The following is a 25,524-nucleotide window of genomic DNA, read 5'->3' on the forward strand; positions in this document are numbered from 1 at the left end:
CGCGTCGGGACGAGCCGCCGTCGGACAGCCCGAGACCACCGGTCGCCGGGCGGCACAGGACACCGCCCGCCACACCGGCGGAATGGACGAACACGATCACTTCGGATGCACACCCATCAGGTTCGCCAGCTGCGTGGCGATCGGGTTCAGGTTCAACTTGTCCGGATCCTTCTTCGGCGTGTTGTCCCACGGCTGCTTGAACTCCGGGTTGCCGTAGACCGCACGCTCGGCCGAACGGACACCGGTCGGGTTGCCGAACGGCACGGTGCACTTGGCCTGCGTGTTGAACGGGAAGTCGTCGTAGCGCACGTCGAACGTCGGGTTGCGCTTCTTGATCTCCTTGATCATGGCGTCCGTCGACTCGTAGCCCCGCGTACAGGCTGCCGGATTGTTGGTCTCCAACACCACACCGAAGTGGATCTGACCGTCACCGCGGGCGGGTGAATAGCTACCCGCCGACAGCGCCGAGAGCAGTGCGAGCGTCGGCCCGGTCGCGAACGACGTCGGAGCGATCTCGCGCACCGTGCCGGCGAGCTGCTTGACGACCGTCGAGAGGTCGCCACCCTGCTCCTGGATGAACGCCGACAACTGGGTCGCCGATGCGGTGCCGGTCGTCAGCAGACGTCGGACGTCGGGGTCCGAGGACGCCAACTGGGCGGCCACCAGGTCGAGATTGCGTGACCAGGTGAGGATCTCGTCGGACTGCGCGGCCTGCGTCGAGAGCACCACGTCGGAGTTCTCGATCAACGACAGCGTCGACGACAGGTTGTCGGCACCGGCCTTGGCCAGCTTCGACAGCGAGTCGGTCAGCCGGTTGAGGTTCTCGCCCTGCCCGTTGAACGCCTTGCCGAGTTCGGTGATGACCGTGTGCAGATCGTCCACCGGGATGGACGAGGTGAAGTCGATCGCCGAGGACACGACGTCTTCCAGCGGCGGCGGCACGGACGACTTGGTGATCACCGAACCGTTGGTCAGGTACGGCCCCGACGTCGTCGACGGCTGAAGGTCGACATACTGCTCACCGATCGCCGACCGGTTGGCCACGACAGCCGTCGCGGTGTCGGGGATGTCGGGCGAGTTCTTGTCGATCTCGAGCTTGACGTCGACACCGGACTTGGTGAGCACGATGTCGCCGACCCGGCCCACCGGCACACCCTGATAGGTGACCTCGGCGTTGCTGAAGATGCCGCCGGAGTCCTTCATCTCGGCGGTCACCGTGTACTTGCCGAAGCCGGCCAGCTTGTCCAGGCGGACGTACTTGGCACCGACGTACACCGTCGCCACGAGTGCGACGACGACGAACACGATCAGCTGGATCTTGACGGTCTTCGAGATCATCCGCGGCCTCCGATCATCCCGAGTGTCCCGTCGATGAAGCGCTGACCGGGCTGGGCCGGCGGCGGCAGGACGGTGTTCTGTCGGCCGTTACCCGACGACGAGGCAGGGGCGCGACCGTTGGCCGTGGCCGGGTACCGACCGCCCGACGGCGGCGTGTTCGGTCCCGGACGCCAGTTCGGGGCGGGCGGCAGCAGCGTGATCGTCGGCCACCCGTACCGCGGGCCGTTGCCGTTGGTGTACGGGTTGCGCGCATTGATCTTGGGCGCGTACTTGTTCGGCGGCACGTACTTCGGCGTCCCCTGTCCCACACCGAGCGCCTCGAGCTGGTTGAGCACGCGGAGGTCGAGCGTCAGGAACAGGTTGGTCGAGTCGCCCTTGACCGCGGGCATGATCCAGTCCGGGAACGGATAGGTCAGCAGCAGCGGCGCAGCGGTGACGATGTCGGGCGCGGCCTTGCTCAGGGCCTGCAGCGTGGGCCGCAGGGCCTTGAGGTCGGTGATCAGGGCCTCGCGGGACTTGCCGAGGACATCGGTGCCGACCTGGCCGAGACGATCGAGCTTGCCGAGCAGGTCGACGAACTGTGGACGCTGCTCCTCCAGCACCGCGATGCCCTCGGGCAACTGCTTGAGGATGCGGTCGATCTGCTGAGTCTGGTTGGCCGCACGCGACGACAACCGGTCGAGACCGTCGAGAGCGCGAAGGATGTTGTCACGCTGCTCGTTGAGTCCGGCGATCAACGTCGACGACTGCTTCAGTAGGCTCTTGATCTGGTTCGAACGACCGTCGAGCACCTTGTTGAGCTCGGTGACGATCGGCTCCAGCTGATTGATCCCACCACCGTTGAGCAGCATCGACAGTGCACCCAGGACCTGCTCGATGTCGGTCGCGGTCCGGGTCCGGGTCAGCGGGATCGGCTGCGACTCGCTCTGGCGCGGTGCGTTCTGGGAATCCTTGGGCTCCGACAGCGCGACGAACTTCTCGCCCAGCAGGTTGGTCTGCTGGACCGAGGCCTCGGCCTTGTCCGACAGGTCCACCTCGTTCTGGACCTCGACGGTGACCACGGCGAACCACTGGTCGCCGGGCACCTCGACCTTGGTCACGCGCCCGACCGGGATGCCGTTCTGCTTGACCATCGACTGCGGGACCAGGTCCAGGATGTCGTCGAACTGGATCTTGTAGGTGCGCGCGTTGTCGCCGGTGTTGACCCCGCCGGGCAACGGGATCGACTGGATGCCGTTGGACCCGCAACCGGCCACGAGAATCGTCGCCGACAGCGCCGCGATACCGGCCGACACCGCCCGTCCGCGACGGGAGAAGAACCGACTCGTCATCAGTTGCCCCCTCCCGAGCGCGGTGCGCGCGACGGCGCGGTGGACTTCGGTGCACTCGGCCGCGTGGACGACGGCTTGGCCGCGCCCCGCGAACTCGGCTGCTGCAGCTTCGGATCCGGGTTGCCCCGCTGGGTCCCCGGAACCGGGTACCGCTGCAGCTTGTTGTTGCTCATGATGCCGAAGGGCAGCACCGGCAACAGCGGCTCGAGCACGCCGTTCTGGATCTGATCGGCGACGTTCACACACTGGTTGATGAACGGTGCGAGCGTGTCGCTGAACTGGCCCGCAGCCGGGTTGCCCGGCAGCAGCTGACCGAGGTCGAGCAGCTTGCACTGGGTCGCCAGCAGGTTCTGCAGATCCGGGATCGTCAGGCGCAGGTCGAGCGTGCCCGCCTCCGCGTTGTACGCGTTGACCAGGTTGGAGATGGTCACCGGCAGCACCGTCAGGATCTCCTTGAGGTGATCCTTGGTATCGAGCAGCGCCTTGGTGGTCGGCTGCAGATCCTTCAGGGTCTCGCCGATCTGTGCGCGATTGTCCTGGACGAAGCCGGCGACGTCGCCGAGTGCGATGGACAACTTGTTCAGAGCCTGGCCGAGCTGCTGACGCTCGCCGGCCAGGAACTTGTTGAACGACGCCATCTGCGTGTTGAACTGCCGCACCTGGGAGTCGTTCTCGCGCAGTGCGCCGACGAAGGTGTCGAGGTTCTTGATGGTGTCGACGAGGTTGCCGCGGGAGTCGCTGAGCGTGGTCGCGGCCTTCGACAGCTGGTCGATGGTGCGGCCCAGCTTCGCGCCGTTGCCCTTCAGGTTCTCGGCACCGACGGTCACCAGGTCGCTCACCGCGCCCTGCTTGTTGGCACCGTCCGGCCCGAGGGCCTCGGACAGCTTCTTGACGCTGGCGTAGACCTGGTCGACCTCGACCGGCACCATCGTCTGCTTCTCGGTCAGGGTGATGTCGCGACCGGCCTTCTCGCCGCCGGAGTAGGCCGGGGTGAGCTGGACGAAACGGTCGGCGACCACCGACGGGATGACCTGGACGGCCCGCACGTCGGAGGGCAGGTCGATCCCGCGGTCGACGGTCATCGTCACCTTGACCTTGTCACCCTCGGGGGTGACCTCGTCGACCTTGCCGACCGGCACGCCGAGGATGCGGACGTCGGAGCCGGAGTAGATACCGACGCTGCGCTGGAACGTGGCGGTGATCTTGGTGGTGCCCACCGAGGTGAACACCCACCACAGGGCACCGGCGACGACCAGCGCCAGGATGAGACCGACCACGACCAGGACGATGTGGCGCGGTGTGAACCACCGGCCCGGTCCGGCCGAGCGGGTCAGATCGGGAACCGTCATCAGCCGGCCTCCGTTCCGCCGGAGTTCAGTTGCTTGGTCATGTTCGGGGGCCGCGTGGTGTTCTGCTGCGGCAGTGCCGGCGGCAGCAGGTTGGTGACGACCGACTCGAACCAGCGGCCGTTTCCGAGCACGTTGGAGTAGAGCCGGTAGAACGGCGCCATGTAGGTGATCGCCTCACGAAGGTTCTTGTTCTGCTTGGTCAGCAGTTCGTTGACGCCCTTGAGAGAGTCCAGCGCCGGACCGATCTGGTCCTCGTTGTCCTTGACGATGCCCGACAGCGACGCGCCCAGCGACGTGGTGCTGGCGAGCAGCGCGGAGATCGACTTCTGGCGGTTGTTCAGCTCGTCGAGCAACTGCCCCGCGCCGGCGATCAACCGGGTGAACTCCTCGTTGCGGTCGGCCAGGATGGCCGAGGTCTTCTTGGTCGCACCGAGCAGACGCTGGACCTCTTGGTCGCGGCTGGCTATGGTCGCCGACAGTCGGGACAGCCCCTGCAGTGACGGACCGATGTCGCCCGCGGTACCGGAGAAGGCATCCGACAGTGTGCGCATCGACTGCGCCAGCTGGTCGTTGTCGATCTCGTCGATCTGGTCGGCGGCATCGGAGAAGGCCTCGATGACGTCGTACGGCGACACCGTGTCGGTGAGCGCGACGTCGGGATCGGCCGGCTTGCTGCCGCGCGGCGTCAGACCCAGGTACTTCTGGCCGAGGATCGTCTTGATCTGGATGGAGGCCTGTGTCTGGTCGCCGATCCATGTGTTGGTGACCTTGAAGCTCACGTCGACCTTGTCGCCGGCGAGCTTCACCTCGTCCACCTCGCCGACCTTCACGCCGGCCACGCGCACCTCGGCGCCACTGCGCAGTCCGGCCGCCTCGGAGAACTTGGCCGTGTACCGCGCACCCGCGCCGACCAGCGGCAACGAGTTCAGGTAGAAGGACGAGATCGCGACCATCAGCAGGATCAGGATGCCCATCCCGCCGACGCTCACCGGGCTGCGCTGCCCACCGAACCTGCGTCGGGGATGCTCCTGCTCCTGCTTCTCGATCTTCTCGGTCCGAGCGTCGTCGGTGCCGTCGGACGTGTTCGTGTCGTCAGCCACAGGTCACCCCCCAGGCCTTTCGTCCTTCCAGCACCGCGTGGCGGCACTGGTGTACAGGACATGGTTGATGTTCGGGAGCGGCAGGACCGGCTGCGACAACAGCGTCGACTTGCCGTTGCCCGCGACGACGTCGATGCCGCAGAGATAGAACTGGAACCAGGAGCCGAAGGTGGCCGCGCGGCCGACCTTCTGCAGCTTGTTCGGCAGGTTGGTCAGCAGCGTGGAGATGTCGTCGTCACGCTTGTTGATCTGGTCGGCCAGCGACTTGAGACCCGAGATGTCGCCCTGGATCGCCGGACGGGTGGGCCCGAGGATCGAGGCGGTGACCGACGTCAGGTTGGACACCGATGTGATGGCCGACCCGACCGAGCCGCGCTGTGCGGCGAGACCCGTCACCAGCTTCTCGGTGTTGTCCAGCAACGACGTGAACTGCTCGTCGTTGCGGTTGACCGTCTCGAGCACCGAGGTCAGGTTGGTGATCAGGTCACCGATCACCTTGTCCTTGTCGGCGATCGCGTTGGTCAGGTCTGCGGTGTTGGCCACCAGGCTGCTGATGGTCCCGCTCTCACCCTGGAAGACCCGGATGATCTGCTCGGAGAGCGTGTTGACGTCCTGCGGCGACAGCTCGCGGAACAGCGGCTTGAAGCCGTTGAACAGCTCGGTCAGGTTGACCGGCGGATGCGTGTCGTTGCTGTTGGGATCCGTGCCGAAGGTGTGTCCCGTGCCGACCGTCTGGGTCTGGTCACCCGCACCCTTCTCCAGCGCGAGGTACCGCAGCCCGGTCAGGTTCCGGTAGCGGATGTAGAGCTGGGTCCCGTCGGGCAGCCGATCACGGTTGACGTTGAACTTGACCTTGGCCTTGTCCCGGTCGTAGACCGCGACGTCGGTGACCTGGCCGACGCGGACGCCGGCGATCCGGACGTCGTCGCCCTTGTTCAGCAGCGTGGCATCGGAGAAGACAGCCTGGAAATCGCTGTCCCCGTCGCCGCCGGCGTTGGCGATGGTGAGGCCGAGCAGGCTGGTGGCGACCACGGTCACCACCGCGAACACGATCAGCTTGATCAGCGGGCCGGTGATGGACTTCATCGGATGTTGACCTGCGCTCCCTGCAGCGATACGCCACCGATCATGGTGATCCAGGTCGGCACGGCCGACGGATCGGTGCCGTTGGCACCGCCGTAGATCACCTTGAGCTGGTTGCGGTACGTCGGGTCGTCGAGCGGGTTGGCCTTGATGACCCCGGCTGGCGCGGCCGAGAACTGGGGCTGCGGCAGGTCCGGGATCGTCTTCGGGCCGGGGTTACGTGACGGCGGCTGGTACGAACCGTCGGCGACCGAGCCACCCGGGTACTGCGGGAAGGGGCGGCCGTTGGTCGGCGGTGAGTAGCACCGGGCCGGCGGATCGGTGTCGAAGAACCGCGGCTCGTCCTGGTTGGGCAGGTAGCGACCCCGCGGGTTGACGAAGGTCAGGTTCACCCGGACGCCCGGGTTCTTCGTCCCCTCGCCGACGATGTTGCGCGACTCCGGCACCAGACCGGCGAAGTTCTTGAACGTGCAACCGAATGCCGGCGACTGCTTGGCGAGCTGCTCCAGGAACGGCGCCGAGTCGACGAAGAGGTCGATGAGGTCGGTGCGGTTCTGCTGCAGGAAGCGCGTCGTGTCGACCGCGGCCACACCCAGCGTCGAGATCAGCGTGCGCAGGTCGCCCCGACGCTCGGAGATCGTGTTGGTGGTGGTGCGCAGATTGTCGAGCGCGTCGATCACGTCGGGCAGCGCCTCGGAGTAGGTCTGCGAGAACGACGCGAGTCCGCGCAGCGTCCCCTGCAGTTCCGGCATCTTGCTGTTGATGCCCTTGAAGACCGTGTTGAGGTTCTCCAGCGTGGTGCCCAGCTCCTCGCCGCGGCCCGACAGGGCCTGCGAGATCGCGGTGAGCGTGACGTTGAGGTCCTGCGGCGGGATGGCCTTGAGGACCGGCAGCAGCTTGTCGAACAGCTGCTGCACCTCCTTGGCGTTCCCGCTCGAGTCGGTCGCGATCGTCGCGTTCTTCTCGCTGCCCAGGGTGGCTCCCGACCAGTTCTCGGGGACCTGCAGGGCCACATAGCGCTCGCCGAACAGCGTCTTCGGCAGGATGCGCGCGGTGGTGTCGGCCGGCAGCTCGCCCGCCATCTTCGGATCGAGCCCGAGGATGACGTCGACGCTCCCGTCCGGTGCGGGTTTCACGTCTCGCACCGTGCCGACGACCATGCCGCGGGCCTTGACATCGGCGTTGGCCGGCAGCGCGTTGCCGGTGGAGTCGGTGGTCAGGGTGACGTCCTTGAAGGACGTGAACGTGTCGTTGAACTTCAGGATCGTGCCGGCCAGGAACAGCGCGACGACGACGAAGAACGCCAGGCCGAGGAGTCGGCGACGCAGGACCTCCATGCGCTAACCCCCCACTCGGACGGTCGTGGTGGTGCCCCAGATCGCGAGACCGAGGAAGAAGTCGAGGACCGCGATGAGCACCAGTGCCGCTCTGACGGCGTGACCCACCGCCACACCGACGCCCGCGGGGCCGCCGCTGGCGTAGTAGCCGTAGTAGCAGTGCACCAGGATGATCACGAAGGCGAAGACCAGCACCTTGCCGAACGACCACAGGACGTCGGCGGGTGGCAGGAACAGGTTGAAGTAGTGGTCGTACGATCCGCCCGATTGACCGTTGAACACCGTGGTGATCGTCCGGGACGCCAGATAGGCGGCCAGCAGGCCGAGGACGTACAGCGGGATGACCGCGACGAATCCGGCGATGACGCGGGTGGTGACCAGGAACGGGATGGACGGCACGGCCATCGTCTCGAGGGCGTCGATCTCCTCGGAGATCCGCATGGCGCCGAGCTGGGCGGTGAAGCCACAGCCGACCGTCGCCGACAAGCTGAGCCCCGCGACCAGCGGGGCGACCTCACGGGTGTTGACGTATGCCGAGAGGAAGCCGGTCAGTGCCTGCGACCCGAGCTGGTCGAGTGCGGCGTACCCCTGCAGACCGACCACGACGCCGGTGAAGCCCGACATCAGGATCATCACGCCGATGGTGCCGCCGATGACGGCCAGACCGCCCGACCCGAAGGCCACCTCGGCCAGCAGTCGCAGTACCTCGCGCGTGTAGTGCACGAGCGTGCGCGGAATCCACAGCAGCGTGCGTCCGTAGAACGACATCTGCTCGCCGGCGCCGTCGAGCACCTTCAGTGGCTTGCCCAGCTGTTTGCGGGCCTCGTACATGTAGTACTCGGGCCTGCTCTTCGCGATCGTCACCCCTCGACTGGTCACGGGTGTCTACCCTCCCTTCGGTGGGACGATCTGCAGGTAGACCGCAGTGATGATCAGGTTGGCGAAGAAGAGCAACAGGAACGTGATGACGACGCTCTGGTTGACCGCGTCACCGACACCCTTCGGGCCGCCCCGTGGGTTGAGGCCCTTGTAGGAGGCGATCACGCCGGCCAGCACACCGAAGATGGCGGCCTTGAGCGTCGACACGTAGAGGTCGGGCAGCTGGGCGAGGGAGCCGAAGGACGCGAGATATGCGCCCGGGGTACCGCCCTGCACCACGACGTTGAAGAAGTAACCACCACCGATGCCGATGACCGCGACGAGACCGTTGAGCAGCATGGCGACCAGCACCATCGCGAGCACACGCGGGACCACCAGACGCTGGATCGGATTGATGCCGAGGACCCGCATCGCGTCGATCTCTTCACGGATGGTCCGCGACCCGAGGTCGGCGGCGACCGCCGAGCCGGCGGCGCCGGCCACCAGCAGCGAGGTCACCAGTGGCGATCCCTGCTGGATCACCACCAGCACGCTCGCCGCACCGGTGTACGACTCGGCACCGAGCTGCTTGATCAGCGACCCGGTCTGCAGCGAGACGATCGCGCCGAACGGGATCGCGATGAGCGCGGTCGGCAGGATGGTGACGCTGGCGATGAACCAGGCCTGCTGGATGAACTCCCGCAGCTGGAACGGGCGCACGAAGGTCTGGCGCGCGACGTCGACGAAGAGCTGAACGATGTTGCCGGTCTGGGCGAGTGCGCCGGTTCCGGCTTGAGCAATTCGATCGACGCCACGCGCGGTGGCAGTGCTCATCCTTATGAACTCCGAGGGTCGCGACGATCGGAGTCGAACCGACTCGTGTCGATCGGCTGGGTCTGCGCGTCACTGACGTCGGGAGTCGTCCAGTCCCGGGTGGGCTGGTCGGAAGCATGTTGACCGATCACGTCGGTCGTGGTGTCGGATCGCGATCCCGCGACGGCCACCCCGGCGGGAGCGGTCGACCATTCGCCGGCACCGCCCGACTGCTGCTGGTTGCCGCCGTTGCCGTTCCCGTTGCCCAGATCGTGCTTGTCCGCGTGCTTGCGGTTCTCGGCGATGATCTGATCCTCTTCGGCCTGGCTGCGGCGGATGGCCTCCTGCGCGTTCTCCGGCAGGGTGTGCAGGATCTCGTGCACCCGCTGGCGGTGGCGCTCGATGGCCTTGCGCTCGGGCTGGCCGGGATTGGGCTGCACCTGCGGGATGATCTCGGAGAAGTCGTCCTTCGTGCCGCCGCCACCGATTCCGGCGGCCTGCATCTCCTCTTCCTGCTTCTGCACCGCCTCGTCCTTCTCCTCGGACATGCCGATCGGACCGAAACGGTCGCCGGAGAGGAACTGCTTGACCACCGGCTGCTCAGAGGTCAACAACACCTCGCGCGGACCGAACATCACCAACTCCTTACGGAAGAGCATGCCGATGTTGTCCGGGATCGTCCGGGCGATGTTGATGTTGTGCGTCACGATCAGGATCGTCGCGTCGATCTGCGCATTGATGTCGATCAACAACTGCGAGATGTAAGCAGTACGCACCGGATCCAGACCAGAGTCCGGCTCATCACACAGGATGATCTCCGGATCGAGCACCAACGCACGCGCCAGACCCGCACGCTTGCGCATACCACCGGAGATCTCACCAGGCAGCTTGTCCTCGGCACCGGTCAGACCGACCAGGTCGATCTTCTCCATCACGATGTCGCGAATATTGTCTTCCTTCTTCTTCGTGTGCTCACGAAGCGGGAAGGCGATGTTGTCGTACAAACTCATCGAACCGAACAGCGCACCATCCTGGAACAGCACACCGAACAACTTACGGATCTCGTAGAGCTCCTTGGACGAACACTTGGTGATGTCAGTGCCATCGATGATCACCGACCCCTGCTCGGGATGCAGCAACCCGATCAAGGTCTTGAGAAACACCGACTTACCGGTACCCGACGGACCCAGCAGAGCGCTGACCTCTCCCGACGGCAAGGTCAGCGAGACGTCACGCCAGATGTTCTGCGAACCGAACGACTTGGTGAGCCCCTCGACACTGACCTCAACACCCACTGCATCCTCCAGACATCACTGCCCCCTTGCGGCGATCGGGTGCGACCACACACGGACCGGTGGCATTTGTGGTTGGGGTCACTGTAGCCGACGGTCGCGATTCCCCACACTGCTACCGGCGCCTTCTCAGTTACACCCGCTGAGCCCTTACCGGCCGGTAACTTGTTCCCCGCGGGGAAGCGTAACGCATCACACCGGGGCCGCAAAAGTGCGCGGACGATCACGGCCCGGCTCGGGCCGAATTGCCTGGACCGACGCATTGCCGGCTCCCCGGAGATCTCAGTGGATGGACCTCGGGCGCCCTTCGGGACCGGTGTCGGCGCACCGTAGGAGACTCTGTGGCTGGCCCTCCAGGCCGCGTGTGCCGACGCGGGAGAGCCCGCATCCCGCGACTGTCGGGCGGCATGCCCTCTGATGGCCGCGAAGGCACAGCACCCGGACCGTCGGGCGGTCGCCGGGCTGCCGCGCCGACACCGCGACGCCACGGACACCGCGACGCCACAGACGCCGACGACCCGTGGGCACGGATGCCCACGGGTCGTCGGTCAGAAGTCCCCGATCATGCGATCGGGACGGCTTCGTCAGGGTCTCACTTGAGCGAGACCTTGGCGCCTGCCTCTTCGAGCTTGGTCTTGGCGGCCTCGGCGGCCTCCTTGTCGACCTTCTCCAGGAGCGCCTTGGGCGCACCCTCGACGAGGTCCTTGGCCTCCTTCAGGCCCAGGCCCGAGACGACCTCGCGGACGACCTTGATGACCTGGATCTTCTTGTCGCCGGCCGACTCGAGCACGACGTCGAACTCGTCCTGCTCGGCAGCGGCCTCGGCACCGCCGGCAGCCGGAGCACCGGCAGCGGCGACGGCGACCGGAGCGGCCGCGGTGACCTCGAAGACCTCTTCGAACTTCTTCACGAAATCGCTGAGCTCCAGCAGGGTCAGTTCCTTGAACTGATCGATGAGCTCGTCAGCGCTGAGCTTCGCCATGGTGGCGTCCTTCCTGTAGGTCCCCTCGACGGGGTGGTGTTCTTCTCCCGCGTGGGGATCAGGTGTGGGTGGCGATCATTCGCCGGCTTCGGACTTCTTCTCCTGCAGGGCCGCGGCGAGACGCGCGACCTGCGATGCCGGCTGGTTGAACAGACCGGCGGCCTTTGCCAGGTTGCCCTTCATGGCACCGGCGAGCTTGGCCAACAGGACCTCACGCGTCTCAAGGTCGGCGATCTGTTCGATCTCGGCCACCGACAGCGCACGGCCGTCCATGTAGCCGCCCTTGATGACGAGAGCCTTGTTGTCCTTGGCGAAGTTCTTGATCGCCTTCGCGGCAACGACCGGCTCACCTTCGATGAAGGCGATGGCGGTCGGGCCGCTGAACAGCTCGTCGAGCCCTTCCACGCCCGCATCAGCTGCGGCACGCTTCACCAGGGTGTTCTTGGCGACGGAGTAGGTTGCGCCTTCGCCGAGTGAACGACGCAGATCGGTGATCTGACTGACGGACAGTCCACGGTATTCCGTGACGACCGCTGCCGACGAGCCCTTGAACTGCTCGGCGATCTCCGCGACTGCGGCGACCTTTTCGGAATTTGCCATACTTCGCCTCCTCTCTTCTCCTCGAGTTGGTCGAGTTCAACCTTGGAGCGAGGGCCACGGGACCCGGAGACGACGAACGCCCCGGCACGCAGGTGCACGGGGCGTGATTGGACGCACCATGACGGTGCGGAACACTCCTCGTTCATCCTGCGTGGGCCGACGACTCCTGTCGTCTTTCGACCGGGAGGACTCCCGGTGACCAACGGTCTTCGGTTGAACCGATACGAACCACGGTGTCACCACCGTGTGTCACATCGCGAATTAGGCTACCGGACCATGGGGAACGCATCCAAATCGACGCCTGTCCCGACCAGCCCGAACGACCGTGCCGCAGCCGCGGCCGCAGCCGTCACCGACCGACACCTCCACCGGCTCCTCGGCAGCCCCGGTACCCGCATCGCATCCGTAGCGTGGCCGAAGGGGCCGCTGCGCAGCCGATTCGGGCTCTGGCACTACTGGTGGCACGCCCATCTGGTCGACCTGCTCGTCGATGCCGCGATCCACAGGGCCGACGATGATCGCTCGTACGACGACGCGACCGCCGACGTGGTCAATCGCCTGATCCGCAGCATCCGCATCCGCAACCTCGGGCGGTGGACCAACAACTACTACGACGACATGGCGTGGCTGGGACTGGCGATCGAGCGGGCCGACCGCCATCTCGATCTCCGACACCCGCGGGCCCAGCGCGCGCTGACCGGCAAGATGCTCGACTCCTGGGTGCCCCACCTCGGCGGTGGCATCCCGTGGCGGACGATGGACCTCTTCTTCAACGCGCCGGCCAACGGTCCGGCGGCGATCCTCGTCGCCCGCACCGGACACACCGAACGCGCGGTGGCGATGGCCGACTGGATCGATGCCACCCTGATCGACCCGGAGTCGCATCTCGTGATCGACGGCGTCAAACCCGGTGGCGCCGGCGGTCAGGGCGGGGTCGAGCGGGTCACCGACATCTACACGTACTGCCAGGGCGTGGTGCTCGGCACCGAACTCGAATGCCTGCGCGCAACCGGCGACCTCCGGCACCTCGAACGGATCGACCGCCTGCTCGGCGCGGTGGAGCAGCACGAGGCGCCCGGCGGTGTGATCCGCGGGGCGGGCGGCGGCGACGGCGGCCTGTTCGCCGGTGTCCTCGCACGCTATCTGGCCCTGGTCGCCACCGACCTCCCCGACGGGGTGCCCGACGGTGACTCGATCCGACATCGCGCCGCGGCCGTCGTCACCGCGTCGGCCGAGGCGGTGTGGGCCAACCGCGCCCAGACCGACGACGGCCCACTGTTCGGCGCCGATTGGTCCCAGCCGGCTCGCGTTCCCGCTGGTGAGGGAAGTTCCGCGACATTCGTCGGCGGGGCCGTCCACTCGTCGGCGATCCCGGAGCGCGACCTGTCGGTGCAGCTCTCGGCGTGGATGGCCCTGGAAGCCGCCGCCGCCGTCGACCTGCGGTTACCGGAGCATGACCGAAACGAGGCCCCCTGGACGCCGAACCGAGATCGGAGCTGAGTTACGCTCGTCCGACGGCAGTGATGTGGACCACAGTCCGGAGGGTCGATAACCGGTCCGCAGCGGTGTCGCACACACCACACGACGGAGTGCGTGGTCGGCCCACCAGGGCCGATCTCCTCGGGGAGGGGCGCACTCCAGGCAGGGGCGAGCACCATGACGTACCAGTTGGACTCCGCCGACTCCGCCACGCGGGTCACCCGGGGCACGGTCCGTGATCTCTCGACGGGAGCACTCCCGCTCGGCGATCCCACCGGTGGTGCCGACGCGATCCGATGGCGCGAATCCGTCGACGGTGCACTCGCGTATCCACGGGTCTCGATCGACCGGGACGTCACCATCACCACGAGTGACGGGGTCCGACTGCGTGCCACGGTGATCCGGCCGGCCAACCGATTCGGCCAGACCGTCGCGACGCCGTTCCCGGCCATCGTGAACGTGAACCCCTACAACCGCGCCGTCATCGACGGTCTCGACCACGCGCTGCATGCGCCGGTCGTCGGCAAGGCACTCCGAGCGGCTTCCGGCGCGGTCGACGCCACCGGGACATCGTTGGAGGGTCTGACCACCCTCACCAAGACGCTCGCCGGCGGGGTCTTCGACGTGTTCGGCATCAACCGCAACCTGGTGCGCAGCGGATACGCCCAGGTGATCGTCGATGTCCGCGGTACCGGTGCGAGCCAGGGCAAATGGCAGATCCTCGGCGCGCGTGAGCAGCAGGACTCGGTGGAGATCATCGACTGGGTGGCCGAACAGGACTGGTGTGACGGCTCGGTCGGCATGGTCGGCTGGTCGTACTCGGCGATCAACTCGCTGCAGGCCGCCGACAAGCGGCCCGCCGCGCTCAAGGCGGTCTTCGCCGTCGAGGGGTGCGAGGACATCGTCCGCGACATCTACATCACCGGCGGCCTCCCGTCGGCGTTCATCCCCACCTGGTTGTCGGCGGTGAACTTGTTGAAGTGGGTTCCCAACCCGGCCAACGCCATCCGCGATCTGGTCCGCGGCGACACCCTCCGCTGGATGAACGATCGCCTGCGCTCCCCCGCCACCGAGCTGACCTCGTTGCTCTGGGGTTTCCTGACCGCGCGCGACGACCGCATCTTCGACGATCCGTACTTCGACGAGCGCGATCCCAAGGTGGACCAGATCACCGCGCCCGTCTTCGCCGTCGGTGCGTGGCACGACCTGTTCGGCGGCAGTGCGACCGGCGTCTACCAGCGTCTGCGGATGGCGCCGGGTCGCAAGCAGATGATCGTCGGCGACGGCTATCACATCGACGTCGGTTCGGGGTTCGGCGGCAAGTTCGCGCCACCGCGGCTGGATGTCCTCGAGCGCGCATGGTTCGACCGCTGGCTCAAGGACGACCACAACGGCATCGAGGATTATGGGCCGGTCACCATGCTGCAGCAGGGTGGCGCCTGGACCTCGGGCGCATCGTTCCCGCGTGCGGGCGTCACACTCAAACGCCTGTACCTGAGCGACACGTCGTCGGGTACCGCGGAGCACGCCACCCACGATGGATCGCTGCGCCGCACACCCGGTGACGATCTCGTCTCGCTGGGCGTCCGGCCCGACCTGCGCGGGGCGATGTCCCGCGACATGACACAGGTGAGTGCCGGGGCCGCGATGGTCTTCGGCCGCACGTTCACCACCGACGCCCGGTTCCAGGAACGCGGCGCGCTGTCGTTCACCAGTGAGGCCGTCGGCGAGGCGACAGCGATCAGCGGTGCGATGAACCTCCGCCTGAACGTGGCCACCACGGCGCACGAGGGCATCTGGGCGGTGACGGTTAACGACGTCGCTCCGGACGGCTCGTCCCGCGTGCTGACCAACGGTGCGCTCACCGTCTCCAACCGCGCACTGGACGAGGCGCGTTCGCTCTACGCCGAGGACGGCAGCCTGCTGCAGGCGCATCACCATCTCACGCGCAAGCGGAAGATGCCGGTGCCGTCGGACATCCCGGTACGCATCGACGTCGACCTGGTGCCGACCGACGCCATCCTCGAGCCGGGGCACCGACTCCGGGTCGACGTCTACGCCAACAGTTTTCCGCGCTATCTGACCGTGGTCCCCGACCTCGTCAAGGCTCGCGGGCGTCGGCAACGCCTGGTCCTCGACCCCGCCCACCCGAGTCATCTGACGTTCCTCTCGAGCGGCAGCTGGTAGATCGCTCGTCGTCGACCGTGCACATCAGCTTGTCGACCGTGCGCGCCAAATCGTCGGCCGTGCGCGCCAAATCGTCGACCGTGCAGGCTGATCCGTCGACCGTGCACCGAGCCTGTCGCTGTCGGGGGCCACGGCAACGAGCAGCAGCGCACGATCGACGCGTCGCAGCGCACGATCGAGGCGACACATCGGCCAGGTAGCCGATCGTCACCGGCACCGTCGTTCGTCGCGATGTCCGAGTCGGGTCCCCTGTGACCCGCGATACGCGCGGTACGTCGCGTGAGGCGAACATGTTTCACCCACGGTGCTCCTAAGGGTTCCCTGAGCGTTCGATCTGGTTAGCGTCAGCGCATCGACCCGTTGCCATCGACGGGACGGGGTCGGGGTTCGCTCAGGGAGGGTGTTGTCGTGGTGCGTGGGGTCAGATCTGTCGGGGTGCGTTCGAGAGGTCGGAGGTCGCCCCGTCTGGTCGTCGCCGCGCTGGCGATGGCTGCGGTGGCCGCGCCAGGACTGGCGATGGCGCAGTCGGCGTATGCCGCACCGACAGCACTACAGGGATCGTTCGCGATCCAGAACGGTGTGTGTGCAAGTGGTTCGGTGACCGGCTCGTTCTTCCGGATGATCCTCCCCGCGGGTACCACCAGCGGACCGTTCCTGTCCAACAGCGATTCGTCATGCAGCGACAAGACCGTCACCCCGCTGTCGGCGGGCACCTCCGGCGGACTGCTCAGTGGCAGCTACCAGCCGCAACCCGCGTCGGCTTTCGACGGCTCGGGCAACGCGATCTCGGGCAGCGTCACGCGACCGGTGAAGTTCTACGGCGTCGGCTTCGCGACCGCCACCAACCCGACCGATCCGCAGACCGGACGGGGAACCGCCCGACCTCAGCTCTACGTCGACGGCACCTCGCTGTCGGGTGATCTCAGCGCCTTCGGTGTCACCTGGAACCGACAGGTGTTCAACCAGGGCGCTCCGAAACCCGGGGGCGGGCTGCCCGGCAAGACGACGTCGGTCCGCGGCACCATCAACCGGTCGACCGGCGCATTCGTGATCGAGTGGACCAGCCAGATCGTCGGCGGTCCGTTCAACAACTTCACCGGGCTGTGGCACCTGGCGGGCACCTATCGCGGCAGCGGCCTGACCGGTGGTTCGGCAGCGGCAGGCCAGGCGCCCGCCGCCCAGAACCCGCCCGGCCAGAATCCTGCCGGCGCAGCCGGGGTCGCCCCTGGTGCGGCGCAGCCGAATCCGGCCGCTCCCGGCGCAGCTACGAACCAGGCGCCAGGTGCGGGCGACGCACGCACTGTCCCGGCCGAGGCGGCAGGCACCCCGCAGACGACGGTGCAGTCCTTGCAGGTTCCCGCCGACAGTGGCCAGCCGCGCTGGTTGCTGCCCGTGCTGGTGGTCATCACGGCCGTCGCCGCGGGATTGCTGACCAACGCCGACCGGCTCTTCCGCCGACGGGGGAAGTCCGCCGATGCCGGCTGACGATCGCGCCGAGGGTGAGGTGCGATCGACGTCCGGTCCCGACGGTTCGACCTCCGCGACAGCGGGTTCGGGAGGGTTGCCGAGGTATCCGAACACGGTTGCCGGCGGGGAATCGGGCGTCGATGCAAGCGGTGTCGGTGCAGCAGGCGTGGGGACATCAAGCAGCGGGCCATCAGGTACAGGGGCGTCCGGACAGGTACCGGAACTCACCGACGACCGTGCGTCCTGCCACGTGTCCTGCGCTCCACGATGGCCGCTCATCGGCCTGATCGTCGTCGGCGCGATCCTGGTGATCGCGCCGATCGCCGGCGGCTTCTTCTATCCCGCCGCGCAGGCCACCGTGATGCTCGATGACTTCCGCCCGTACCTTGCGCCGGAGAAGATCGCCGACCTCCGCGGTCAACTCGACCAGGTCGAGTCGGCGCGCGGTGCGATCGTCGCGATCGATCGAGTCGGCGCAGTGGACGCGGACAGATACCCGCAGATCCGCGACTTCGTCGACCGGTATCCCGCCATCCGGGCCGACATGTCCGCCATGCTCGACCAGATCGACTCGGCACGTGGCGATTTCACGCAGCTCGACGGACTGCAGCCGGTCGACGTGCTGCCGTTCATCCCGGTCGGGTTCGGTCTCGTCCTGATCGGAGCCGGTGCATGGGGCCTTCGTCGACGCAGGCGCGGCCGCTCGGTGCGGTGGCTGGGCGTCGGTGCGGGCGTCGCGGCCGCAGCGCTCATCGCGGTGCCCTTCGCGACCGGGATGACCACTGCTGTCGACGCGGGATCGCCCCTGCTGGCGCGCTTCTCGACGCTGATGACCACCGAAAAGGTCCGCGACGTCCAGGGTTACTTCGTCGTGCTGGTCGGGGCGGTCGGGTCGATCGACAGCAGCTATCGCGACGACGTCACCACCGCGGGAGCGCGCGCGGATCGTGGCGACGTCGCCGCCATCGACACCCTGCGCACCGGCTGGCAGCCGATGTCCTCGGACTTCGCAGCGCTCATCGGCACCCTCAACGACAACGTCACGAACTACGACGGCGTTCGCGATCTGGACGACTCAACCCGCGCAGTCGGCGTCGGCGCTTTCGCCGCGTTCCCCTGGTTCCTGGTCGGCGGCGGGGCCGTCGCCCTGCTGTTCGGACTCGCCGCGGCACGTCCGTCCCCGACCACCCGGGCGGTCGACTCCGGCTCGCGGTCCACCCGAAAGGCCTCTCTCCCATGACATCATCGACCACGTCCCCGTTCAGAGGACCGGCCACACATCCGCTCCGTCGAGCGGCGGGTCTGCTGCTGGCGTGCACCTCTGCAATCGCGGTCGTCGCGGGATGTTCGACGGACTCGTCGGTCGCCGATGGCGAGCTCACCGGGCTGCTCGCGTTGAGCCCCGGCCAGTTCACCGACGGCACACTCACCGGCTCGTGGTTCAAGATGGTGCAGCCGGGCGGCACCGCCGACAAGGGGCCCTTCATGCCCAACGGCGACTCCCCGGTCGAGGGTGGATCGGTGACCCTCCTGCAGCCCGGCAGCGAAGGAGGGCTCCGGCTGGGCGGGTACCAGTCCGAGCCGAAACCCGGTTTCCGTGAAGGTAATTCGCTGTCGGGTTCGATCATGAAGCCGACCCGCTTCTTCGGCGTCGAGTTCGGGACATCCACCAATCCGGTCGATCCGCAGACCGGCCACAAGGTCGCCGCACCGACGGTCAGCAACTCGGACGGCACACTGTCGGGACAGCTCGTCTCGTGGGCCGCGTCCTGGAACAACCAGGAGTTCAACCAGGGTGCCCCGAAGGCGCCGGCGAAGGTCGGGGCGCAGGTTCCCGGGTCAGCCGAGGCCAAGCGTGCGTGGGATTGGGTACGTAAGGAGTGGCTCCAGCAGGACGACGTGGTGTCGGGTACCGGACCGGCGGCCACCGGCACGCTCGCGGAGGACGGCAAGTCCTACACCCTCTCCTGGACCAGTTCGATCGTCGGCGGTCCGTTCAACGGGTTCACCGGGGTCTGGCATCTCGAGGGCGATTACCGACCGGAGGACACTGCCCCGTCCGACACCGCCCCGGTCGCCACCACTCCGGTCGATCCGACACCGACGTCGGGGACCCGATGACCACGACGCGCAGCACGCCCGCGAACCCTCGGAGAGGTGCAGTCCGATGAGCGACCACGAGCAGGACACTGACCGCACCGACTCGGATGCATTCGGCGAGAACGTGTCTGACGATGACGCAGCCGTCGACGTCAGCGGCTCCGCAGAACGACCTGGACCGTCCGAGACCGACACCACCGAGATCGCGGTCGAGGACGCGGACTCCGACTCAGCGGTATCCGCCGCCGACACGACCGCTACCGCCGCACGCGAACCGTATGTCGACGACGCGGCCACCGACCGCTTCGACGTCTCCGCGACGCAGGCGGGAGTCGGGGTCACGCGTCGGGGTCCGCGAGCAGCCATCCCGGCGGTCCGCACATCGGCGGCACTGGTCATCCTGATCGCCCTCTTCATCTCCGCCTGGTACGCGGCCGGACCGTCGCAGCAGTACCTGGTGTCGACGAGTCCTGCCGCCCAGGTCCAGGGGGCGCCGTCGATCGCCGTTCCCGGACTCGCTCCGGGCGCGGCGGCCGCGGCGCCCTCTCCAGGCGCTCCGGCGGCCGGTGGCCCGGCTCCGGCCGCGTCCATCCCGCTCGGTGGTGCACCAGGTGCTTCCGTCCCGCTCGGCGGGGCGGCCGGTGCAGCACCTGGCGGTTCGACGAGCATCGGCAACGGCGCGGCTCCCGGCGTCGGCGCGACACCGGGTGGCTCGACCGCCATCGACGGCGGCAACTCCCTCGGCGGTCTGTCCACCGCTCCCATCGCCGACCAGCCGCGGTGCCCGCTCGGCTGGCCGAAGCCGGAACGTTCCGGCGGACTCGCATCAGTGATCGTGCTCGCCCCGGCCGCCGGTTCGTTCTCCTCGGAGGCGTTCGCGCTGGGCTCGGTCTACCAGCCGCTGATGCAACTCATCGGGCCGGTGCTCGCCGAGATCGAGCCGGTACTCAACGCCAACGTCCGCTGGATCAACCCCATCGTCGAACGTGCGTCGGCGGCGAGTGCGGTTGTCCTGGAGGCGATCCTGCCGTTCTACGGCCCCTACCGCGCACAGTTCCTCGCCGCCGAGGGCAATCTCGCCAAGGCGCTGGCTCCGGTGCTCACCCGCATCTACCAGTCGCCGCAGGCCGCCTGTCTCGTGGCATGGCAGGGTCAGATCATCGCGTCGGCCAAGGGCAAGCGGATCACCACGGCATCACTCTCCCGACCTGGCCGGTTGAACCACTTCGGCTGAGTCGTACTCCGTCGACCGTGCGCTCGAAAACGCCGACCGTGCACCCTGACCCGTTGATCGTGCACGCCGGTCCGTTGATCGGGCTTCGCGGTCTGCTTTCTTCGGTGGCCCCGGCGATGAGCAGTGCACGATCGATGGTTCGGAGCGCACGGTCGACGCGTTGGAGCGCACGGTCGACGGAAAGGCCCATGTCCGGATGCCGTCAGATGACGTCACTGTCCCCGAAGATCACCCGGTAGACGAACTGCATCTCCGGACCGAGCACGGCACCGACCAGGTCGATGAGCCGGTGGGCGAATGCGGCACCGTGGGCGGCGTCGCCGGAATCGTCCAGGTGGTGCGCGATCTCGTGCAGTATCACCAGCTCACGCAGTGCCCAGCGACCGTCGACCGAGGTGGGTACCGCTATCTCCCCGCCCGCAGCCGACCGGGAGTAATGCGCCGACCGATCACCACGCCGCTCGCGCACCCGGACCGGCATCGCGGCACGCGGCGACGACGCCTGCACCGTCGGCATCGCCAGCACCCGGTGCACGTAGGCGTCGACCGACTCCAGCGACGCGAAGCGCGCCTCGACGGGCAGCGTCAGCTCGGTCCCGGCCAACTGCACGGTATGGGCCGCAGACGATGCGCGGTCGACCAGCGACAGCACCATCCGCTCCGCCTCGTAGAGCTTCGCGCGGTGGGTGTCCCGCGGACTCATGGCCCACCGACCTCGCGCCGACGGCCGGCCACCGCCAATCCGGTCACCAGGAGCGCCGCGACCAGGAGCCCGGCCGCGACGTAGGCCACCAGCCCGGTCCAGCCGGCCGCCAGGTACACGGTGCCGCCGAGCGCGCCGAGCACGGAACTGCCGAGGTAGTAGGCGAAGAGATACATCGACGCCGCCTCGGCCCGATGGTCGGTGGCGATGACCCCCACCCATCCGCTCGCCACCGAATGGGCCCCGAAGAACCCGGCCGTGAACAAACCCATCCCGACGATCACCGCGACCAGGGAGTCCGTGGCCGTGACCGCGAGTCCAACCACCGCGACGCCGATCGACGCCGCCATCACCGGCGCCCTCCCCCACCGGTCGGCCCATCGACCCGCCGCAGCCGCGCTGAACGTTCCCGCGAGGTAGAGCAGGAACACCGCGCCGACCACCGCCTCGCTGAGGTCGAAGGGTTCGGCGAGGAGTCGGTAGCCGAGGTAGTTGTACGCGGAGACGAACCCACCCATCAGGACGAACGCCGAGCCGAACAGACAGGTCAGACGCCAATCCCGAAGGTGCCCGGCCAGATTGGTCATCGCCAGGCGCACCGACATCGGATGTGCGACGAAGTGCGCCGACGACGGCAACCGGACCACGAGGTAGCCGGTCAGCAGGGCCGTAACCACGGCAAGAGCCGCCAACGCCCAACGCCATCCGGAGAAATCCAGGACGATCGCGGGCAGGATCCGGCCGAGCAGACCACCGAGCGTCGTCCCCGCCACATAGCGGCCCATCGCCTCGCCCAGCGCACGCGGATCGATCTCGTCGGCGAGATACGCCATCGCGACCGCCGGCACACCCGCGAGCGCGACGCCCTGGACGGCTCGACCGATGAGCAGCGTCGTGAGGTCGGGGCTGATCGGGAGCAGCAGGCCGATCAGTGTGAAGACGATCGACGACCACACGATCACCCGGGTCCGTCCGACCCGCTCCGAGATCACCGCGAGCGGGATGATCGCGACCGCGATCATCCCGGTGGTCAGTGACACCGACATCGCCGACACCGCCGGGGACACACCGAAGTCGTCCGAGAGCTCGGGCAGCAATGCCTGCGTGCCATACATCGCTGCGAAGGTCGTCAGACCCGCGACGAACAGCGCCCGGGTGATCCGTCGGTAGCCAGGAGTCCCACGGACCGCGCGGTCGGCCGGCGGATCCGGGATGGTCATCGTCGGCTGCGATGCCGAGCGGTCGACGCCGTCGAGCTGTCGACCGTGGCACCGGGGAGCGCGTTCGCGTGGGCATCGTGAAGCATCATCGCGATCGTATGCCCGTCCCGCGCCCCCTCGGCGAACGGGGCCGCCGGCCTCGCGACGGCGACTTCGCGACGGCACGAAGGTGCTCGCGGTCAGCCCTCCAACGCCCCGCGGGCGCCGCCGAACTCACGGTCGGCACCGATCTTCGCCCGCCGCCCCGCGCGGTCCCCGGCTCGCCGGGCACCCTCCGAGTAGCCGGCCGACGCATTGCTCGGACGCCAGGTCCCCCGCGCAGTCGACTCCGTGCGATAGAAGTCCGAGACCTCGAGTTCTTTGTCGCGCAACGCGATCGCCGCCGTCGACGACGAGCGGCGTGCATCCTCGGCCGGATCGGCGGCCTGGTCGTCGGCAAGGGCCTGCGCGCGCGCCTCCTCCCGGGCTTGCGCGAGACGGGCCCCGATCCGCTCCGCGAACGCCGACTGGAAGTTGAGCCGCGCGGTGATGGGCGACAACTGCTTTCGCTCCACCACACGTCGTGCACGCCAGCCCGTACCCCGCGTGACCACCCGCGCCGACTCCTCCGACTTGTACGCACCAGACCGGAGATATGCGTCACTCGCCGCGACCATCTGCACGATCAACGACGTGTACAGCGCCTCGCAGGTGTCGATGTCGCCGTCGAATCCGTACGCCAACACGAAGGTCGAATTGCCCGCGACATCGACCGTCACATCGTTGGCGCGGGCGATCGCCACGAACAGCTGCACATAGGTCTTGAGACCACGTTTACCGGCCTCCCCGATCGCGATCTGCCGCGAGATCGGCGTCACCCGCGCCCTGGCAGTCGGATCATGTGACCGGGCGACCGCCAGGTCGATCGACGAGGCGGTGGCGAGCCGCTGCGCCGCCTGCATGAATGTCTCTGCCTCATGCGGGTTGTCGGTGTTCTCGGCCTGCCGCAGCAGACCCGCGATGCGGGTGAGCAGCTTGTCGTCGCGCATGAAGATAAGACTACGGAGGGTCCGTATCGGTTCCCGGCGCCGAGTTGCTAGGCGTCGGCGAACGCCGCGATGAATTCGGCGCTGGGTGCGATCGGCGTGATGACGTCGAGCAGCACGCCGTCGGGCGCCTCGACGATGAAGTGGCGTTGCCCGAAGTCCTCGTCCCGCAACGCGAGCGTCGGCGTCAACCCGCCCGGCCCGGTGAGGCGCTCGTGCACCGCATCGACATCCTCGACCTCCAGGTTCACGATCACACCTCGGGGAGTCGCCCGGAAGCCGTCAGGGATGGTCGGATGCCCGTGGTCGACGAGCGCCAGCTCGAACGCACCGAGTCGGAGGCTCACGTACCAGTCCGTCCCGAAGGTCACCTCGAAGCCGAGCAGATCTCGATAGAACCTGGCCGCAGCGGCGACGTCGGACGACATGAGCACGGGATAGAAGCTGGTGACGGACATCGGACTCTCCTTTACGTACGATGAGTATGTATCGCCGGTGACTATACATACGCGACGTACGTAAAGGAAGTGTTCTCGTGCCCCGAGCCACCGCAGCCGCTGCCGCCGCGACCGCACGCCATGTGCTGGAGACCGCGACCGGTCTCTTCGCCGACCGCGGGTTCGCCGACGTGTCACTCGACGACGTCGCCGCGGGGGCAGGGGTGACGCGCGGGGCGGTGTACCACCATTACCGCAGCAAGGCAGGGCTGTTCGCGGCCGTCGCCGCAGACTTGCAGTCGTCGATCGCCGATCAGGTGGTCGACGCAGCGACGGCGGTCGGCGACGACCCGACCGACCAGCTGCGCGCCGGTTGCCACGGATTTCTCGACGCCATCACCGCCCCGGCGCCACTGCGCGTCCTCCTCGTCGACGCCCCCGCGGTGATCGGTTGGCAGGAGTGGCGGCGGCTCGACGCGGAGAACTCCGTGGTGCACCTACGCGAGGCACTCGCAGCCGCCGGAGTGGACGACGGCATCGTCGACGCCCTGGCCGCACACCTCTCCGGCGCCATGAACGAGGCAGCCCTCTGGATCGCCCAGTCCGACTCACCCGACGCACGGGATCAGGCGCACCGCGCCCTGGACCGGCTCGTCGACGCCGCCGTCCGCGACTGAGATCAGCCCCGACAGCACCCACCGAGGGGAATGTTCCCTCGGTGCGGCCTCACGGGGCTGATCTCAGCAGTCGGCAGGCAGACCCGGCCCCGGATACGATGAAGGACCCGGCACGGATGCCGGGTCCTTCATCGTGAACTGTTCAGATCGAACCGTTCGCGGTCATGCGTCGTGCCACTCAGGCAGTCGGCTCCTCCGCGAAGTTCCGGGTGACCGCCGGGTCGACCGGGATGCCCGGGCCGGTGGTGGTGGAGACGGTGACCTTCTTGACGTAGCGGCCCTTCGCGGCGGACGGCTTCGCGCGCTGGATCTCGTCGTAGGCGGCGCCGTAGTTCTCGGCCAGCTGAGCGGCGTCGAACGAGGCCTTGCCGATGACGAAGTGCAGGTTGGCTGCCTTGTCCACGCGGAAGTTGATCTTGCCGCCCTTGATGTCGTTGACCGCCTTGGTGACATCGGTGGTCACGGTGCCGGTCTTCGGGTTCGGCATCAGGCCGCGCGGTCCGAGGACGCGGGCGATGCGGCCGACCTTGGCCATCTGGTCCGGGGTGGCGATCGCGGCGTCGAACTCCAGCCAGCCGCCCTGGATCTTCTCGATCAGGTCCTCGGTGCCGACCTCGTCGGCGCCCGCGGCGGTGGCCTCGGCGGCCTTGTCGCCACCGGCGAACACGATGACGCGGGCGGTCTTACCAGTGCCGTGCGGCAGGTTGACGGTGCCACGGACCATCTGGTCGGCCTTGCGGGGATCGACACCCAGGCGGATGGCGACCTCGACGGTCGAGTCGGTGTTCTTCGACGCGGTCTCCTGCGCCAGCTTTGCAGCCTCCAGCGGGCTGTAGAGCTTGGACTTGTCCACCTTCTCGGCGGCGGCGACGTACGCCTTGCTCTTCTTGCTCATTGCTCTGTTCCTTCTCC

Annotated in this window: 23 protein-coding genes; 7 read left to right on the plus strand and 16 right to left on the minus strand. The window is 67.6% G+C overall.

Going from position 1 to position 25,524, the window contains the following annotated elements:
* Window positions 1–96 precede the first annotated feature (96 nt).
* From GS4_RS08530 to rplJ, 11 genes are all read right to left on the minus strand, one after another.
* Complete coding sequence (locus GS4_RS08530) at window positions 97–1,338, minus strand: MCE family protein (protein ID WP_007619568.1); 1,242 nt, start codon at window positions 1,336–1,338, stop codon at window positions 97–99.
* On the minus strand, window positions 1,335–2,669 hold the full coding sequence (locus tag GS4_RS08535; protein ID WP_051989666.1) for an MCE family protein: 1,335 nt from the start codon (window positions 2,667–2,669) through the stop codon (window positions 1,335–1,337). Before GS4_RS08535 ends, GS4_RS08530 begins: the two co-directional genes overlap by 4 nt.
* Window positions 2,669–4,018 (minus strand): MCE family protein, encoded by a 1,350-nt coding sequence (locus GS4_RS08540; RefSeq protein ID WP_007619570.1) that lies wholly within the window; start codon window positions 4,016–4,018, stop codon window positions 2,669–2,671. Before GS4_RS08540 ends, GS4_RS08535 begins: the two co-directional genes overlap by 1 nt.
* Window positions 4,018–5,118, minus strand: a complete 1,101-nt coding sequence (locus GS4_RS08545) for an MCE family protein (protein ID WP_007619571.1) — start codon at window positions 5,116–5,118, stop codon at window positions 4,018–4,020. The genes GS4_RS08540 and GS4_RS08545 overlap by 1 nt, the downstream gene beginning before the upstream one ends.
* A 3-nt stretch (window positions 5,119–5,121) precedes the next feature.
* On the minus strand, window positions 5,122–6,204 hold the full coding sequence (locus GS4_RS08550; protein WP_007619573.1) for an MCE family protein: 1,083 nt from the start codon (window positions 6,202–6,204) through the stop codon (window positions 5,122–5,124).
* Entirely contained in the window at window positions 6,201–7,538 is a 1,338-nt protein-coding gene (locus tag GS4_RS08555) for an MCE family protein (RefSeq protein WP_007619575.1), read from the minus strand. The genes GS4_RS08550 and GS4_RS08555 overlap by 4 nt, the downstream gene beginning before the upstream one ends.
* 3 nt (window positions 7,539–7,541) lie before the next feature.
* Window positions 7,542–8,369, minus strand: a complete 828-nt coding sequence (locus tag GS4_RS08560) for an MlaE family ABC transporter permease (protein WP_051989682.1) — start codon at window positions 8,367–8,369, stop codon at window positions 7,542–7,544.
* A 54-nt stretch (window positions 8,370–8,423) separates the two neighbouring features.
* On the minus strand, window positions 8,424–9,230 hold the full coding sequence (locus GS4_RS08565) for an MlaE family ABC transporter permease (protein WP_007619579.1): 807 nt from the start codon (window positions 9,228–9,230) through the stop codon (window positions 8,424–8,426).
* A gap of 2 nt (window positions 9,231–9,232) precedes the next feature.
* A complete protein-coding gene (locus GS4_RS08570; RefSeq protein WP_007619586.1) occupies window positions 9,233–10,504 on the minus strand; it encodes an ABC transporter ATP-binding protein in 1,272 nt (423 codons plus the stop codon).
* A gap of 589 nt (window positions 10,505–11,093) precedes the next feature.
* Complete coding sequence (gene rplL, locus GS4_RS08575; protein ID WP_007619588.1) at window positions 11,094–11,483, minus strand: 50S ribosomal protein L7/L12; 390 nt, start codon at window positions 11,481–11,483, stop codon at window positions 11,094–11,096.
* 75 nt (window positions 11,484–11,558) lie between these two features.
* Entirely contained in the window at window positions 11,559–12,083 is a 525-nt protein-coding gene (gene rplJ, locus GS4_RS08580) for a 50S ribosomal protein L10 (protein WP_007619590.1), read from the minus strand.
* 276 nt (window positions 12,084–12,359) lie between these two features.
* On the opposite strand from rplJ, the gene GS4_RS08585 reads away from it, so the two are divergent.
* The 6 genes from GS4_RS08585 to GS4_RS08610 all read left to right on the plus strand — a co-directional run bounded on the left by GS4_RS08585 (window position 12,360) and on the right by GS4_RS08610 (window position 20,550).
* Complete coding sequence (locus tag GS4_RS08585) at window positions 12,360–13,583, plus strand: glycoside hydrolase family 76 protein (protein WP_007619591.1); 1,224 nt, start codon at window positions 12,360–12,362, stop codon at window positions 13,581–13,583.
* Window positions 13,584–13,739: 156 nt separating this feature from the next.
* Window positions 13,740–15,749: a CocE/NonD family hydrolase gene (locus tag GS4_RS08590; protein ID WP_007619594.1), complete on the plus strand. Its 2,010-nt coding sequence runs from the start codon at window positions 13,740–13,742 to the stop codon at window positions 15,747–15,749.
* 486 nt (window positions 15,750–16,235) lie between these two features.
* Window positions 16,236–17,234, plus strand: coding sequence for a hypothetical protein (locus GS4_RS08595; protein WP_051989667.1), 999 nt, complete (start codon window positions 16,236–16,238; stop codon window positions 17,232–17,234).
* Window positions 17,235–17,466: 232 nt separating this feature from the next.
* Window positions 17,467–18,456 carry a hypothetical protein gene (locus GS4_RS08600; RefSeq protein WP_007619599.1) on the plus strand — a complete coding sequence of 330 codons (990 nt, stop codon included), beginning with the start codon at window positions 17,467–17,469 and terminating at the stop codon, window positions 18,454–18,456.
* Window positions 18,453–19,337, plus strand: coding sequence for a hypothetical protein (locus GS4_RS08605; protein WP_007619601.1), 885 nt, complete (start codon window positions 18,453–18,455; stop codon window positions 19,335–19,337). Before GS4_RS08600 ends, GS4_RS08605 begins: the two co-directional genes overlap by 4 nt.
* A gap of 46 nt (window positions 19,338–19,383) precedes the next feature.
* On the plus strand, window positions 19,384–20,550 hold the full coding sequence (locus GS4_RS08610; protein WP_007619602.1) for a hypothetical protein: 1,167 nt from the start codon (window positions 19,384–19,386) through the stop codon (window positions 20,548–20,550).
* A 202-nt stretch (window positions 20,551–20,752) separates the two neighbouring features.
* Here the strand turns inward: GS4_RS08610 and GS4_RS08615 are convergent, their stop codons facing one another.
* From GS4_RS08615 to GS4_RS08630, 4 genes are all read right to left on the minus strand, one after another.
* Window positions 20,753–21,253, minus strand: a complete 501-nt coding sequence (locus GS4_RS08615) for a TIGR04338 family metallohydrolase (RefSeq protein ID WP_007619603.1) — start codon at window positions 21,251–21,253, stop codon at window positions 20,753–20,755.
* Window positions 21,250–22,473, minus strand: coding sequence for an MFS transporter (locus tag GS4_RS08620; RefSeq protein ID WP_007619604.1), 1,224 nt, complete (start codon window positions 22,471–22,473; stop codon window positions 21,250–21,252). The genes GS4_RS08615 and GS4_RS08620 overlap by 4 nt, the downstream gene beginning before the upstream one ends.
* Before the next feature lie 179 nt (window positions 22,474–22,652).
* Window positions 22,653–23,501 carry a DUF2786 domain-containing protein gene (locus GS4_RS08625; protein ID WP_007619606.1) on the minus strand — a complete coding sequence of 283 codons (849 nt, stop codon included), beginning with the start codon at window positions 23,499–23,501 and terminating at the stop codon, window positions 22,653–22,655.
* 47 nt (window positions 23,502–23,548) lie between these two features.
* Window positions 23,549–23,956 carry a VOC family protein gene (locus GS4_RS08630; RefSeq protein WP_007619608.1) on the minus strand — a complete coding sequence of 136 codons (408 nt, stop codon included), beginning with the start codon at window positions 23,954–23,956 and terminating at the stop codon, window positions 23,549–23,551.
* Between the two features lie 77 nt (window positions 23,957–24,033).
* On the opposite strand from GS4_RS08630, the gene GS4_RS08635 reads away from it, so the two are divergent.
* Window positions 24,034–24,612 carry a TetR/AcrR family transcriptional regulator gene (locus GS4_RS08635; RefSeq protein ID WP_007619610.1) on the plus strand — a complete coding sequence of 193 codons (579 nt, stop codon included), beginning with the start codon at window positions 24,034–24,036 and terminating at the stop codon, window positions 24,610–24,612.
* Window positions 24,613–24,790: 178 nt separating this feature from the next.
* Here the strand turns inward: GS4_RS08635 and rplA are convergent, their stop codons facing one another.
* Complete coding sequence (gene rplA / locus GS4_RS08640) at window positions 24,791–25,507, minus strand: 50S ribosomal protein L1 (protein WP_007619615.1); 717 nt, start codon at window positions 25,505–25,507, stop codon at window positions 24,791–24,793.
* Window positions 25,508–25,524: the final 17 nt, after the last annotated feature.

The sequence above is a fragment of the Gordonia soli NBRC 108243 genome (assembly GCF_000334455.1).
Classification (GTDB): domain Bacteria; phylum Actinomycetota; class Actinomycetes; order Mycobacteriales; family Mycobacteriaceae; genus Gordonia; species Gordonia soli.